This is a genomic window from Brevibacterium linens (genome assembly GCF_003999335.1).
In the GTDB taxonomy this organism is placed as follows: domain Bacteria; phylum Actinomycetota; class Actinomycetes; order Actinomycetales; family Brevibacteriaceae; genus Brevibacterium; species Brevibacterium linens.
Window position 1 is genome coordinate 831027 of the sequence record NZ_CP026734.1, and the last position, 14476, is coordinate 845502.

Genomic DNA, 14476 nt, shown 5'->3' on the forward strand with positions numbered 1-14476 from the left:
CTGCAGGATCGCATCCTCAACAAACCGCCGAAGCCGACCGGGAACTGCCGGCAGGCCTCGCCAATCGAATGGTCACGGCGTGCGCAGGGCCGCACGCCGACGAACTGGAGGAAGAAAATGAGCAAGGTCCGACTGACATCGAACCAGTACGGCAAGGCGGAGAACCGACTCATGCGGGTCTACCGCGACACCGACCGCCACGAGATCCGCGATCTCAACGTCACCTCGCAGCTGTGGGGCGATTTCGAGACCGCGCACACCGAAGGCAACAACGAGCACGTCGTCGCCACCGACACCCAGAAGAACACGGTCTTCGCGAAGGCCAAGGAGCTGGGCGTGAGCTCGCCCGAACAGTTCCTCATGGGCCTGGCCGATCATTTCACCTCGAGCTTCGACTGGGTCACCGGCGGTCGCTGGGAGGCCGAGGAATACGGCTGGGGCCGGATCAACGACCACAAGCACTCGTTCTTCAAGTCCGCTCCCGAGGTCCGCACCGTCGTCTTCACCCGCGACGGCGACAAGGACACGCTGATCTCCGGCTTCAACGGGCTCACCGTGCTCAAGACCACGGAATCGGGCTTCGTCGGCTACCCGAAGGACAAGTACACGACCCTGCCGGAGACCGACGACCGGATCCTCGCCACCGATATCGCCACCCGATGGATCTACAACACCACCGACCTCGACTTCGAGGCCGTCTACACGAAAGTCAAGGAGATCATCCTCGACTCATTCACCGACCACTTCTCCCATGCCCTGCAGCACACGCTGTACCAGATGGGGGAGAAGGTCATCGAGGCCGTGCCGGAGATCGACGAGATCCGCTTCTCCTGCCCGAACAAACACCACTTCCTCTATGACATCGACCGTTTCGGGCTCGAGAACCCGAACGAGGTCTTCATCGTCGCCGACCGTCCCTACGGCCTCATCGAAGCCACCTTCACCCGTGAAGGCGTCGACGAGAACAAGGACGCGTGGGCGCAGGTCGCCGGCTTCTGCTGAGACCTGACCATCACCTGCTGAGACAGGACTTTCCATCTCCGGGCTCCCGGGGTACTGTTCCGGGAGCCCGGACCCCGTGAGAAGGAAACCCCGATATGACACAGGACACAACCTCGGCGAGTCCGAGGGGAATCACCGACGAAGAGGTCGATGAATGGATCGAGTCCTGGGAAGGGCTCGTCGACGCGCGCGGAACCCAGCGCGCGGCCGAGATCATGGAGGCGCTGCGTGCACGCGCGGCCACGAACTCCGTCGCCCAGCCCAAGGTCACCACCACTGACTACGTCAACACCATCCCCGTCGACCAGGAGCCCTTCTATCCGGGTGAGGAGAAGGTCGAACGTCGCTTCCGGAAATGGCTGCGCTGGAACGCCGCCATGCTCGTCCACCGGGCGCAGCGGCCCGAGATCTCCGTGGGCGGACACATCTCCACCTACGCCGGCGCCGCGACACTCTACGAAATCGGTTTCAACAACTTCTTCCGCGGCCAGGACCATCCCGGCGGCGGCGACCAGGTCTTCTTCCAGGGCCATGCCTCACCGGGGATGTACGCCAGAGCGTTCCTCGAAGGCCGCCTGACCGAGGCCGACCTCGACGGGTTCCGCCAGGAGGTCTCACGCGCCCCGCACGGACTGAGCTCCTATCCGCACCCGCGGCTGATGCCGGAGTTCTGGCAGTTCCCGACCGTGTCGATGGGGCTGGGCCCGATCAACGCGATCTATCAGGCGCAGATGAACCGCTACCTCCACAACCGCGGCATCTCCGACACCTCGGATCAGCGGGTGTGGGCGTTCCTCGGCGACGGTGAGATGGACGAACCCGAATCGCGCGGCGCCCTGCAGCTGGCCGCCAACGAAGGCCTCGACAACCTCACCTTCGTCATCAACTGCAACCTCCAGCGCCTCGACGGACCCGTGCGCGGCAACGGCAAGATCGTCCAGGAGCTCGAGGCGACCTTCACCGGCGCCGGGTGGGACGTCGTCAAGGTGCTATGGGGCCGCGAATGGGACGACCTGCTGGCCGCCGACCGCACCGGCGACCTCGTGAAGATCATGAACGAGACCCTCGACGGGGACTACCAGACGTTCAAGGCCGAATCCGGCGGATTCATCCGCGACAACTTCTTCGGCCGCACCCCTGCGACGAAGGGCCTCGTCGACCACCTGTCCGATGACGACATCTGGAACCTCAAGCGCGGCGGCCACGACTATCACAAGGTCTTCGCCGCCTACCAGAAGGCCGTGAACACCAAGGGCAAGCCCACCGTCATCCTCGTGCAGACCGTCAAAGGCTACGGTCTGGGCACGACGTTCGAGTCCCGCAACGCCACCCACCAGATGAAGAAGTTCACCGCCGACGACGTCAAGGCCTTCCGCGATCGGATGGACATCCCGATCAGCGATAAGGTCATCGACGAGGATCCGTATGCCGTGCCCTACTATCACCCGGGCAAGGACTCCGAGGAGATCCAGTACATGCTCGACCGCCGGCGTCAGCTCGGCGGATTCCTGCCGGCGCGGAAGCCGGAGAACAATCGGATCACCCTGCCCGCACCGAGTGACAAGGCGTTCGCGCAGACGAAGAAGGGCTCGGGCCAGCAGATGGCCGCCTCGACGATGGCCTTCGTCCGGCTGCTCAAGGACCTCATGCGAGAGAAGGGGCTGGGCGAGCGGATCGTGCCGATCATCCCCGATGAGGCCCGCACCTTCGGCATCGACGCGTTCTTCCCGACCGCGAAGATCTACAACCCGAACGGGCAGAACTACCTCGCCGTCGACCGCGAGATGTTCCTCTCCTACAAGGAGGCCACCAGCGGTCAGCTCCTCCACGTGGGCATCAACGAGGCCGGTGCCGCCGCCGGATTCACCGCTGCGGGTACCGCGTACTCGACCCACGGCGAACCGATGATCCCGGTCTACGTGTTCTACTCGATGTTCGGTTTCCAGCGCACCGGCGACGCCTTCTGGGCCGCCGGCGACCAGATGACCCGCGGGTTCATCATCGGCGCCACCGCCGGCCGGACGACCCTGACCGGCGAGGGCCTGCAGCACGCCGACGGCCATTCCCCGGTGCTCGCGGCCACGAATCCGGCCGTGCGCGTCTATGATCCGGCCTTCGGCTACGAGATCGGGCACATCGTCCGCCACGGTCTGCATCGCATGTACGGCGAGCACGACCTCGGCGAGCGCAACGTCATGTACTACCTCACCGTGTACAACGAGCCGATGCTCCAGCCGGCCGAACCGGACGACGTCGACGTCGAGGGCATCCTCAAGGGCATCCACCGCGTCGCAGAGGCCCCGGGCGATCGTCCGCACGCGCAGCTGCTCGCCTCCGGTGTGGCCGTGCCCTGGGCGCTCGAAGCCCGGGACCTGCTCGCCGCCGACTGGGGCGTCGACGCCGCCGTATGGTCGGTGACCTCATGGGCCCAGCTGCGCCGCGACGGGCTCGAATGCGAAGCCGCGGAGCTCAATGCCGCCGACGGCACCGAGGCGGCCGACCGCGTGCCGTACGTGCGGCAGAAGCTGGAGGGCCAGCCGGGACCGATCGTGGCCACGAGCGACTTCGACTCGACTCAGCCGGACCTTATCCGGCCGTACCTCGACCACGATTTCGCGACGCTGGGCGCCGACGGGTTCGGCTTCTCCGACACCCGCGCCGCCGCGCGCAGGCACTTCAAGATCGACGCGCACTCGATGGTCGTGCGCACCCTGCAGCTGCTTGCCAAGCGCGGTGAGATCGACGGATCCACCCCCGCCGAGGCGGCTCGACGTTATCGTCTGAACGACGTCAACGCCGGCACTTCGGGAACGGCCGGCGGAGACTCCTGACCCGATCGGAGAACTGAAGTCAGCGGCCGCTCTGCATCTCTGCGGAGATGCGGGCGGCCGCGTCTTTGAGCAGCGGGACCGCGCGATCGGCGAACGACTGGTCGACGCGGCTGATCGGCCCCGATACGGAGATCGCCAAGGGAGCGGGGGAGTCGGGGATGGCCATGGCGAAGCAGCGCACTCCGAGCTCCTGCTCCTGTTCGTCGATGGCATAGCCGCGTTCGCGGATGCGCTCGAGCTCGGCCTCGAGCTCCTCGATCGTGCCGATGCTGTATTCCGTGGGGGTGGGCATGCCCGCGGTGGTCGCGATATGCCTCACCTGCTCGGAGTCGAGGCCCGCGAGGATGGCCTTTCCGACCCCGGTGGCGTGCATATGGGCACGGCGTCCCACCTCGGTGAACATCCTCATCTGTCGTTCGGAGGCGACCTGATCGACGTAGACGACCATGTCTCCGTCTATCGTTGCCACATTCGCTGACTCCCCGAGTTCGGCGACGAGCTCGCGCAGATAGGGCCGCGCAATCGCGCCGAGCTGCGAGCCGGCGATATCGCCGAGGCGGACCAGCCCGGGTCCGAGCGCATAGCCGCGATCGGGCAGCTGCCGGACCACACCGAGGTTGACCAGGGTGTTGAGCAGACGGTGGATCGTCGGCAGCGGCAGATTGACGTCCGCGGCGATATGGCTCAGCGTTGCCGAGCCCGCGGAGTTCGCAATGCACTCCAGCAGTCCGAATGCACGTTCGACGGACTGTACGCCGCCCTTGGACTGGCGGATCGCCGGGGTGTCCTTGCTGCTCATCGATGTTCCTTAATCTGTGGGAGTCTCGGCAGTGAAACTGCGTTCAGTCTAGTCCTCAAATGGAAGAAACTTTCCGAATTCACTGACACCAACTAGAATTTCCGCTAGGCAAAAGTTATTATCCATAATACGGAAACTCGATATCAAGGAGGATATTGCCCATGGTCGCCACCAGCCCCGGATACTCCATCACTCTGCGCGTCGGCACCGAGGTCGGTCAGGCCTCGACCTCCGACCTCGTCGCCGCGGCCGCCGCCACCGGTGCGTCGGTCACCGCCCTCGACGTCGTCGAATCCGCACCGCATTCGGTCATCATCGACGTCAGCGCCGATACCCGAGATGTCGCCCATGCCGACGAGGTCTCCGCTGCGCTCAATGCTCTGGACGGCGTGGAGGTCGGCAAGGTCTCTGACCGGACCTTCCTCCTCCACCTCGGCGGCAAGCTCGAATCTGCCCCGAAGGTGCCGCTGCGCAACCGTGACGACCTCTCCCGCGCCTACACCCCGGGCGTGGCCCGCGTGTGCAAGGCGATCGCTGAGAACAAAGAGGATGCCCGCCGGCTGACGATCAAACGCAACACCGTCGCCGTGGTCACCGACGGCACCGCGGTGCTCGGTCTCGGCGATATCGGTCCCGAAGCGGCCATGCCGGTGATGGAGGGCAAGGCCGTGCTGTTCAAGCAGTTCGCCGACGTCGACGCCTGGCCGGTGGCCCTCGATACGAAGGACACCGAGGAGATCATCTCCATCTGCAAGGCCCTCGCCCCGGCCTACGGCGGAATCAACCTCGAGGACATCGCGGCCCCGCGCTGCTTCGAGATCGAGGCCCGGCTGCGCGAGGAACTCGACATCCCCGTCTTCCACGATGACCAGCACGGCACCGGCGTCGTCACCCTGGCCGCGCTGAAGAACGCACTCAAGGTCGTGGGCAAGAAGCTCGAGGACCTGCGCATCGTCGTCTCGGGAGTCGGCGCGGCCGGCAACGCCATCATCCGCCTCCTCCAGGTCGCCGGAGCCACGAACATCATCGCCTGCGGCCGGGACGGAGCGATCGGCCCGGATTCGACCGTCGACACCGACCACAAGAGGTGGCTGCAGGCGAACACGAACCCCGAGGGCTTCTCCGGCACGCTGAAGGAAGCCGTCGTCGGTGCCGACGCATTCATCGGCGTCTCCGCCCCGAACGTGCTGAACGGGGACGGTATCGCGGCCATGAACACGGACGCGCTGGTCTTCGCCATGGCCAATCCCGACCCCGAGGTCGACCCCGCCGAGGCGGCGAAGCACGCCGCCGTCGTGGCCACCGGCCGCAGCGACTTCCCGAACCAGATCAACAACGTGCTCGCGTTCCCCGGGATCTTCCGCGGCCTCCTCGATGCCGAAGCCCGCGACGTCGACGAGAACATCATGGTCGCCGCCGCCGATGCCATCGCCTCGTGCATCCCCGAGGACGAACTCCACCCCGGCTACGTCATCCCCTCGGTCTTCGACCCGGAGGTGGCGAAGAAGGTCGCCGAGGCGGTCGCCCACGTCTCGTCCCGATGACCCGGAGAGCCTTACGTGCCAGGCGGTGGTGAATGAGAGACAATGAGGCCGAGCCGGGCATTGCCGCCTCGCCGTCGAACCCCGTGCAGAGAAAGAGAATGTGAACGTGGAACGATCAACACTGGCCGATATCGACTCACTGCTGGGGGACACGGACGAGCTTCTGGCGACCGCGTATCCGGGAGATCGCGACGACCGACAGCCCGTGCACACCGTGTACGTGCCCGGACACCGCACGAGTGCGGACCTGCCGTACCAGTGGGGTCAGCAGGCGCTCGAGTGCGTCGAGGCCCACGGCGGAATGCTGCAGCTGGCCGAACGCGTCATCACCGCCGCCCGGAAGGAATCCGGGCCCGCGATCCCCGGTCAAGTGGCCAGCATCCATCAGGTGGCCAGAGAGGCCGAACTCCTCGCCGAGGCGGTCACCGCGAAACTCGAACATGAGCCGATCGAGGACCTGCGCCTGGACTTCGAAGACGGTTTCGGCGACCAGGGCGATGAGACCGAGGACCGGTGGGTCGTCCAGGCCGCTTGCGATGCGGTGGCCGGACGCACCGAGAGGGGAGCCCCCGGCTTCGTCGGCATCCGCTTCAAATGCATGGAGAAGGCCACCCGGGAACGCGGTCTGCGCACCCTCGACCTGTTCCTGAGCGAGCTCATCAAGGCCGGCGGCAGTCTGCCGGATAACCTCGTGCTCACCCTCCCGAAGGTCAGCACCGTCGACCAGGTGAGGGCGATGGTGCTCGCCGCGCGTGCGCTGGAAATCGAGCACCGCCTCGGCGAGGGGACGATCACCTTCGAGATTCAGGTCGAGACTCCGCAGATCGTCCTCGCCGCCGACGGCACCGTGCCCCTGGCGACGGCACTGCAGGCGGGGGCCGGGCGCGTGACCTCGCTGCACTACGGAACCTATGACTATTCGGCGTCGCTGGGCGTGGCCGCGGCCTACCAGGCGATGGACCATCCGGTTGCGGACTTCGCGAAGAACCAGATGATGCTCGCCGTCGCCGGCACCGGAGTCCACCTCTCCGACGGGTCGACGAACATCCTCCCGCTCGGCGAGCCTGCAGAGGTCCACCACGGTTGGGCGCTGCACGCCGGCCTCGTCCGCCGCCACCTCAAGCGAGGGATCTACCAGGGCTGGGACCTGCACCCGCACCACCTGCCGACCCGGTTCCTGGCGACTTTCGCCTTCTACCGCGAAGGCGGGCCACGGGCGGCGCAGCGCCTGCACGACTATGTGTTCAAGGCGGATTCGACGGTCCTCGACGAACCCGCCACCGCGAAGGCGCTCGCCCGCTACCTCGATCGGGGGCTCGTCTGCGGAGCCCACACCGAGGAGTTCGTGACCTCGCGGACGAACCTCAGCCTCACCCAGCTCGGGCAGCTCGCCCGCACCGGCTTGCTCGACTGAGCGCACTGACCACCGACCGAAGGAGACCCTGCCCATGACGACGACCGACCCGTACACCTACTGGGCCCCGACCGGCGGACACCCGCCGCAGTCCGATCTGCTCACCGACCGTGCTCTCGTCACCGAGGCCTATACGGTCATCCCGCGCGGAGTGCTGCGCGACATCGTCACCTCGAATCTGCCCGAATGGACCGGGACCCGGTCGTGGGTGCTGAGCAAGCCCGTGGCCGGGGGAGCGGTGACGTTCTCGCAGACGATCCTCGAAGTCGCCCCCGGGGGCGGCTCCGAGAAGCCGGAACCGCAGCCCGAGGTCGAGGGGTTCCTCTTCGTCATGGCGGGAACGCTCGAGGTCACCCATGAGGGCACCGCGCACACGCTGACCCCGGGTGGGTTCGCGTTCCTGCCCGCCGGATCGCAGTGGTCGGCGAAGTCCACCGGCACCGAGGCGGCCCGCTTCCATTGGGTGCGCAAACGCTACCAGCCCGTGGCCGGGCTGACCCCGGAGGCGAAGTTCGGCAACGAAGCCGATGTCGAGCCCTCGCCGATGCCCGGCACCGACGGGCGCTGGCGCACGACCCGTCCGCTCGACCCGGACGATCTCGCCTATGACATGCACGTCAACATCGTCACGTTCGAGGCCGGAGCGGTCATCCCGTTCGAGGAGACGCACGAGATGGAGCACGGCCTCTACGTGCTCGAGGGCAAGGCCGTCTACCGTCTCAACGGCGACTGGGTCGAGGTGCAGGAGGGTGACTTCATCTCCATGCGCGCCTTCTGCCCGCAGGCCTGCTACGCCGGCGGGCCCGGACGCTTCCGCTACCTGCTCTACAAGGACGTCAACCGCCAAGTCGAGCTCTGAGGCCCTGCTGAGGGACTTAGCCTGAGGCCCTGCTGAGGGACCTGGCCTGACACAAGAAGCGGCCTGCCGGAAGTGATTCCGGCAGGCCGCTTCTCTCGCCTGCGCTGTGTCAGATGAAGCCCAGTGTCAGATGAGCTGCAGCGTCCGCGAGGTGTATTCGGAGACCTCCTTGAGCAGCGTCTCGTCGTCGACGAGGTCGCGGCCGAGCGACGGGATCATGTTCTTGAAGCTCTTCTCCCAGCCCGCGTACTCACGCGGGAAGCAGGTCTTGAGCAGTTCGATCATGATCGGCACCGCCGTCGAGGCACCCGGCGAGGCGCCGAGGAGAGCGGCGATCGAACCGTCGGCCGATGAGATGAGCTCGGTGCCGAACTGGAGCACACCGCCCTTCTTCGGATCCTTCTTCATCACCTGCACGCGCTGACCGGCCTGGATGAACTCCCAGTCGGATGGGTCGATGTTCGGGATGAACTGGTTCATCGCCTCGAAGCGCGCCTTCTTCGTCGCAGCCAGCTCGCCGAGGAGGTAGGTGACGAGATCCGTGTTGTCCTTGGCGACGTTGAGCATCGTGGCGAGGTTGTTCCCGCGCACGGAGAACGGCAGGTCGGTGAAGCGTCCCTTCTTGAGGAACTTCGGCGAGAAGCCGGCGTAGGGGCCGAACATCAGGTAGTCCTTGCCGTCGACGACACGGGTGTCGAGGTGCGGCAAGGACATCGGGGGAGCACCCTGTGCCGCCTGGCCGTAGACCTTCGCCTGGTGGCGGGCGACGAGATCCTCATTGCCGGTGCGCAGGAAGATTCCGGAGACCGGGAAGCCGCCGTAGCCGCGTCCCTCGGGGATGCCGGACTTCTGCAGCAGCGGCAGCGCGCCGCCGCCGGCACCGACGAAGACGAACTTCGCGCCCACCTGGTGGGTCTCGTGCGAGAGCAGGTCCTTGACCGTGAGAGTCCATCCGTCGGAGGAGCGCTGCAGATCGGTGACCTGGTGGCTGGTGCGCACGGTCGCGCCCTTGTCGGCGATGTAGCTGAGCAGCTGAGTCGACAGAGAGCCGAAGTCGACGTCAGTGCCCTTCTTGATCCGCGAGATGCCGTTGACCTGTCCCGGTCCGCGGCCGTCGAACATCAGCGGCAGCCAGTCGGCCTGAGTCGCCGGGTCGTCGGTGTACTCCATGTCCGCGAACAGCGGGTTGCGCACCATCGTCTCGTAGCGGTTCTTGATGTAGTCACGGCCCTTGTCGCCGCGGCCGTAGCTGACGTGGGCGATGGGGTTGATGAAGGATTTCGGGTCGGTGATGACACCGGTGTCGACGAGGTGCGACCAGTACTGGCGCGAGTGGTGGAACTGCTGGTTGATGTTCGAGGCCTTCTCCAGGTCGATCTGACCGTTGGAGTCCTCGGGGGTGTAGTTGAGTTCGCAGAGTGCGGCGTGGCCGGTGCCGGCATTGTTCCAGGGATCCGAGCTCTCGGTGGCCACATAGTCGAGCTTCTCGTACACACGGATGTCCCATTCGGGCTGAAGTTCGGTCAGCATGGCGCCCAGCGTGGCGCTCATGATGCCGCCGCCGATCAAGACGACGTCGACTTTTTCCTGCGGTGAGGGCATTTGGACTCTCATTCCTCGTCTCTGACTACGTGTATTCGTCTCTCAGGGTACTCTCCGGCATCAGCACTCCTGTAACTCGGGCAGTGGCAACAGCGTGTGGCGAGAGCATTCTCACAGCGGATGAGTGTCCGCCCCAGCCGTCGGAATCCGACCATTCGGACGCTTTGGCAAGACAGTCTGTGTTGCTCGCCACAAGGTGTGCAACTATGGGCACATGTCCAAACGTTTCCTGCTCCGTGACGCGCTCGCCGAATTCCCTCCCTATGTTCCCGGCAAGCCTCCCGTCGCATCCCCGGGCCTGACCCCGTTCAAACTGTCCTCGAACGAGAACCACCTGCCGCCGCTGCCGGGCATCGTCGAATCGGTGGCGACCGCCTCGGCGACTCCGGGGAACTACCCCGATCCCACGGCGGCCGCGCTCGTGGCCGATATCGCCTCCCACCTCGATGTCGAACCCGCCGAGGTGGTCCCCGGCGCCGGGGCCTCCGAGGTCCTCACGGCGCTGACGAACATCACCCTCGAGGCGGGCACCTCCGTGGTCTATCCGTGGCCGTCGTTCGAGATGTACCCGATCCTCGCCTCGGCGCGGGGTGCCCAAAAGCGCCCCGTCGATCTCCTGGCGGACGGTCGCCACGATTTCGCCGGCCTGGCCGCGGCGATCGATGACACGACCCGCCTCGTGCTGCTGTGCTCGCCGAACAATCCGACCGGTCCGACGATCACGGACGCCGAACTCGAGGGATTCCTCGCCGAGGTGCCCGAGTCTGTCATCGTCGTCCTCGACGAGGCGTACCTCGAATTCGCCACCGAGGCGGCCGACGGTCTGGCCGCGCGGAAGCGGCACCCGAATCTCGTGCTCGCCCGCACCTTCTCGAAGGCGCACGGCCTGGCGGGTCTGCGTGTGGGCTACGGCATCGCCGATGTCGAGATCGCCTCGGCGATGCGACAGGTCATCGCTCCGTTCTCCGTCACCGCCGGCGCTCAGGCCGCGGCCCGGGAATCGCTGTCCCGGGTCGACGAGGTGGCCGTGCGCGCCAAGGAGATCGCCGCGGTGCGCGACCGGTTCGCGCATGATCTGCGGGAGCTGGGTCTGTCCGTGCCCGACGCCCAGGGCAACTATGTGTGGATCGCACTCGACCCCGAGGCGGCCGTCGCCTTCGAAGGCGAGTGTGCGAAGCAGGCCGTGGCCGTGCGTCGCCTGCAGGGCGGCGTGCGTGTGAGCATCGGCCCCGATGAGGCACTCGAGCGCGTGCTCAAGGTCGCTGCGTCGCTGTGACGATGAGTGCGGAGACGACGGTGGGCACGGACCTGGACGGACTTGCGGCCGAGCTGAGCGAAGGCGCCCTGGTCACCGATCGGGATGTCATCGACTCCTATTCGGCGGACAAGGCCCTGTTCTGTCCGGTCGGGACTGCCTCGGCGCTCGTTCGTGCTGCCGACGTCGATGATGTGGTCGCGGTGATGCGCTTCGCCACCGCGCATCGGACCCCGGTGGTCACTCAGGGTTCCAGGACGGGTTTGTCGGGGGCGGCGAACGCCACCGATGGGGCGATCCTGCTCAACGTCGCGAAGCTGAACGCGATCGTCGATATCGACGAGGTGAACCAGACGTGCCGTGTCCAGCCCGGTGTGATCAACCAAGATCTCAAATCGGCTCTGGCCGAGCACGGTCTGTCGTATCCGCCGGATCCGGGGTCGGTGGCGATCTCCACGATCGGCGGGAACGTCGCGACGAACGCCGGCGGCATGTGCTGTGTGAAGTACGGGGTGACGCGAGACTATGTGCGCGGTCTGACCGTGGTCCTCGCCGATGGGACAGTGACCCGGTTGGGTCGGCAGACGGCGAAGGGTGTGGCCGGTCTCGATCTGGCGGGTCTGTTCGTCGGGTCCGAGGGGACTCTGGGAGTCATCGTCGAGATCACCCTCGGGCTCAGACCTCTGTTGGCTCCGCCGGTGACCGGTGTCGGGATCTTCCCGGACTTGGAGTCGGCCGGGCATACGGTCTCTGAGTTCATGGCGTCCGGGGCGGCCCCGTCGATGCTCGAGCTCATGGACGGAGGCACCGTGGGCATGATCAATGCCTATGGTGATTTCGGGCTGCCCGACGGGGCCGGTGCGCTGTTGTTGGTGCAGTCGGATTCTCCGGGGCAGGCTGGTGTGACCGAGCTGGAATCGTTCGAGGCGATCGCCAGGGCGCAGGGTGCTGATGAGGTGTTCTTCTCCGATGATCCGGCGGATTCGGAGATGCTGGTGGCGGCCCGGCGTGCGGTGTCTCCGGCGATGGAGAAGTACGTGTCGGGGCTTGGTGGGGGAGAGCTCATCGATGATGTGTGCGTTCCTCGGTCCCGCCTCGGCGAGTTCTTCGCCAGGTTGGACGAGATCGCGGCCGCGCACTCGGTGGAGGTGTCCACGGCCGGTCATGCCGGGGATGGGAACATGCATCCGAGTGTGCTCTTCGATGCTCACGATCCGGCGAGCGTGGCCGAAGCGAAGGAGACGTTCGCTGAGATCATGCAGCTGGGTCTCGATCTGGGTGGGACGATCACGGGCGAGCACGGGGTCGGATACCTGAAGAAGGACTGGCTGGTGCGCGAACTCGATGCCGGCGCTCAGATGTTGCAGTCGTCGATCAAGTCCGCGGTCGATCCTTTGGGGATCCTCAACCCGGGTAAGATGCTCGGCTGAGCTCCTCGGGTGATCGAACTCAGCCCGGTCGGCGCATGTCGAAGCGCTGATCCGAGCTGATCCCGAAGTATGCGGTCGGTCCGCCGCCGCGCAGCACCGGTTCGGCGGCGACTGTGTCGACGATTCCGTTGTCGAGCAGGGATTCGTCGAGATGGACCCCCACCACTTCACCCACGGTGAACCACGAGCCGGAGCTCTCCCCGTCCGCGGTACGCAGGTCGATGATCTGAGTGACTCGGCATTCGAAGGTCGCCGGTGAGGCTGCCACACGTGGCGCAGAGATCTCCACGGACTCGGCCGCCTCGACGTCTGCGGCGGAGAACTCGTCGACCTCCGCGGTGGTCGACGAGGCGTTCATCGTCTCGGCGAGGGTCCGAGTGACGAGGTTCCAGGTGAACTCCCCGGTCTCTCGGCAGTTGGCAACGGTGTCCTTCCACGCGTTGCTGGAGAAGCCCACGAGCGGTGGAGAGTAGTTCAGCGCATTGAAGAACGAATAGGGCGCGAGATTGCGGCGGCCCTCGGCATCGACTGTGCCGATCCAGCCGATGGGTCGCGGTGCGACGATGGCGTTGAAGGGGTCGTGCGGCAGGCGGTGGCCCTCGGACGGGCGATAGAAGTGGGTCACCCGACCATTCAAGCAGGAGTTCCGGGAGAGCGCACTGTGACAGAGTGTTGCGCACGATGACGGAATGCCGCTGCGACGACGGCGGACGTGCCTATCGTCTGTGACATGACCCTCACCCAGCTCCCCATCCTCGACCTCAGCCTGGCCGATGACCCCGCGACCGCCGAGGCATTCCGTGCGGACCTGCGCCGCATCACCCATGAGATCGGCTTCTTCTACCTCACCGGCCACGGCATCCCCGACGCCGAATTCAGCCGCATCATCGATGTCGCCGGCCGCTTCTTCGCTCTTCCCGAGGACGAGAAGCTCGCGATCGAGAACACGAACTCCCCGCACTTCCGCGGCTACACCCGCACCGGCGGTGAACGCACCCAGGGCCGCGTCGACTGGCGGGAGCAGATCGACATCGGCCCCGAACGCGCACCCGTGGCCGAACCCGCCCACGACTTCGACCACCTCACCGGTCCCAACCAGTATCCGGAATCGCTGCCCGAACTGCGCGAGGCCACGGAATCCTGGCACGCGCAGCTGAGCGAGGTCGGCGCTCGTCTCCTCGAACAGTGGGCGCTGAGCCTCGGTCAGGCGGGCGATCATTTCGCGTCCGCCTTCGCCGAGGATGCCGAATCCTTCATCAAGATCGTCCGCTACCCCGAAGCCGAATCCGAGTCCGTCACCCAGGGCGTGGGCGAACACCGGGACGCCGGCACACTCACCCTGCTCTACCCGCAGCCGGGCACCACCGGCCTGCAGGTGCTTACCGATGACGGTTGGATCGATGCGGATCCGATCGAGAACACCTTCGTCGTCAACATCGGCAAACTCCTCGAAGTCGCCACGAACGGCTACCTCAAAGCCACCGTCCACCGTGTCCTGCCGACCGGACCCGGGCAGGACCGCATCTCGATTCCGTTCTTCTTCAACCCGGCTCTGAACGCTCGTCTGCCCGAGGTCGAATTGCCCGCCGAACTCGCCGCCGATGCCCGCGGTGTGACTCAGGACGAACGCGACGCTCTGCACGCCGTGTACGGCGAGAACGCCTTCCTCTCCCGGCTGCGGTCCCACCCGAACGTCGCCGAGAAGTTCTATCCGGACCTCGTGAGAGCTCGGGCCTGAGG

General features: G+C 66.1%; 11 protein-coding genes. 8 read left to right on the forward strand and 3 right to left on the reverse strand.

Annotated features, from left to right (window positions below):
* Positions 1 to 117 precede the first annotated feature (117 nt).
* The gene (gene pucL, locus CXR29_RS03470) at positions 118 to 1002 is read left to right on the forward strand and encodes a factor-independent urate hydroxylase (RefSeq protein WP_127363910.1); all 885 of its coding nucleotides are present in this window, start codon (positions 118 to 120) and stop codon (positions 1000 to 1002) included.
* A 95-nt stretch (positions 1003 to 1097) separates the two neighbouring features.
* Positions 1098 to 3833 (forward strand): pyruvate dehydrogenase (acetyl-transferring), homodimeric type, encoded by a 2736-nt coding sequence (gene aceE, locus CXR29_RS03475; protein ID WP_127363911.1) that lies wholly within the window; start codon positions 1098 to 1100, stop codon positions 3831 to 3833.
* 19 nt (positions 3834 to 3852) lie between these two features.
* On the opposite strand, the gene CXR29_RS03480 is transcribed toward aceE, so the two are convergent.
* Positions 3853 to 4632 (reverse strand): IclR family transcriptional regulator, encoded by a 780-nt coding sequence (locus tag CXR29_RS03480; RefSeq protein ID WP_127363912.1) that lies wholly within the window; start codon positions 4630 to 4632, stop codon positions 3853 to 3855.
* Positions 4633 to 4793: 161 nt separating this feature from the next.
* Between CXR29_RS03480 and CXR29_RS03485 the strand changes: the two genes are divergently transcribed.
* The 3 genes from CXR29_RS03485 (at position 4794) to CXR29_RS03495 (ending at position 8449) form a co-directional block, all read left to right on the forward strand.
* The gene (locus CXR29_RS03485) at positions 4794 to 6176 is read left to right on the forward strand and encodes an NAD-dependent malic enzyme (RefSeq protein WP_127363913.1); all 1383 of its coding nucleotides are present in this window, start codon (positions 4794 to 4796) and stop codon (positions 6174 to 6176) included.
* Between the two features lie 106 nt (positions 6177 to 6282).
* Complete coding sequence (locus CXR29_RS03490; protein ID WP_127363914.1) at positions 6283 to 7590, forward strand: DUF6986 family protein; 1308 nt, start codon at positions 6283 to 6285, stop codon at positions 7588 to 7590.
* 34 nt (positions 7591 to 7624) lie between these two features.
* On the forward strand, positions 7625 to 8449 hold the full coding sequence (locus CXR29_RS03495) for a bifunctional allantoicase/(S)-ureidoglycine aminohydrolase (RefSeq protein WP_127363915.1): 825 nt from the start codon (positions 7625 to 7627) through the stop codon (positions 8447 to 8449).
* A gap of 126 nt (positions 8450 to 8575) precedes the next feature.
* Here CXR29_RS03495 and CXR29_RS03500 read toward each other — a convergent pair whose 3' ends face one another.
* Complete coding sequence (locus CXR29_RS03500; RefSeq protein WP_127363916.1) at positions 8576 to 10051, reverse strand: malate:quinone oxidoreductase; 1476 nt, start codon at positions 10049 to 10051, stop codon at positions 8576 to 8578.
* Between the two features lie 214 nt (positions 10052 to 10265).
* On the opposite strand from CXR29_RS03500, the gene CXR29_RS03505 reads away from it, so the two are divergent.
* Together CXR29_RS03505 and CXR29_RS03510 are read left to right on the forward strand one after the other, a co-directional pair.
* Complete coding sequence (locus CXR29_RS03505) at positions 10266 to 11327, forward strand: pyridoxal phosphate-dependent aminotransferase (RefSeq protein ID WP_127363917.1); 1062 nt, start codon at positions 10266 to 10268, stop codon at positions 11325 to 11327.
* A gap of 2 nt (positions 11328 to 11329) precedes the next feature.
* The gene (locus CXR29_RS03510; RefSeq protein ID WP_127365253.1) at positions 11330 to 12736 is read left to right on the forward strand and encodes an FAD-binding oxidoreductase; all 1407 of its coding nucleotides are present in this window, start codon (positions 11330 to 11332) and stop codon (positions 12734 to 12736) included.
* Between the two features lie 19 nt (positions 12737 to 12755).
* Here CXR29_RS03510 and CXR29_RS03515 read toward each other — a convergent pair whose 3' ends face one another.
* A complete protein-coding gene (locus CXR29_RS03515) occupies positions 12756 to 13361 on the reverse strand; it encodes a flavin reductase family protein (RefSeq protein WP_241241574.1) in 606 nt (201 codons plus the stop codon).
* Between the two features lie 105 nt (positions 13362 to 13466).
* On the opposite strand from CXR29_RS03515, the gene CXR29_RS03520 reads away from it, so the two are divergent.
* Positions 13467 to 14474, forward strand: coding sequence for an isopenicillin N synthase family dioxygenase (locus tag CXR29_RS03520; protein ID WP_127363919.1), 1008 nt, complete (start codon positions 13467 to 13469; stop codon positions 14472 to 14474).
* The last annotated feature ends 2 nt before the right edge of the window (positions 14475 to 14476 follow it).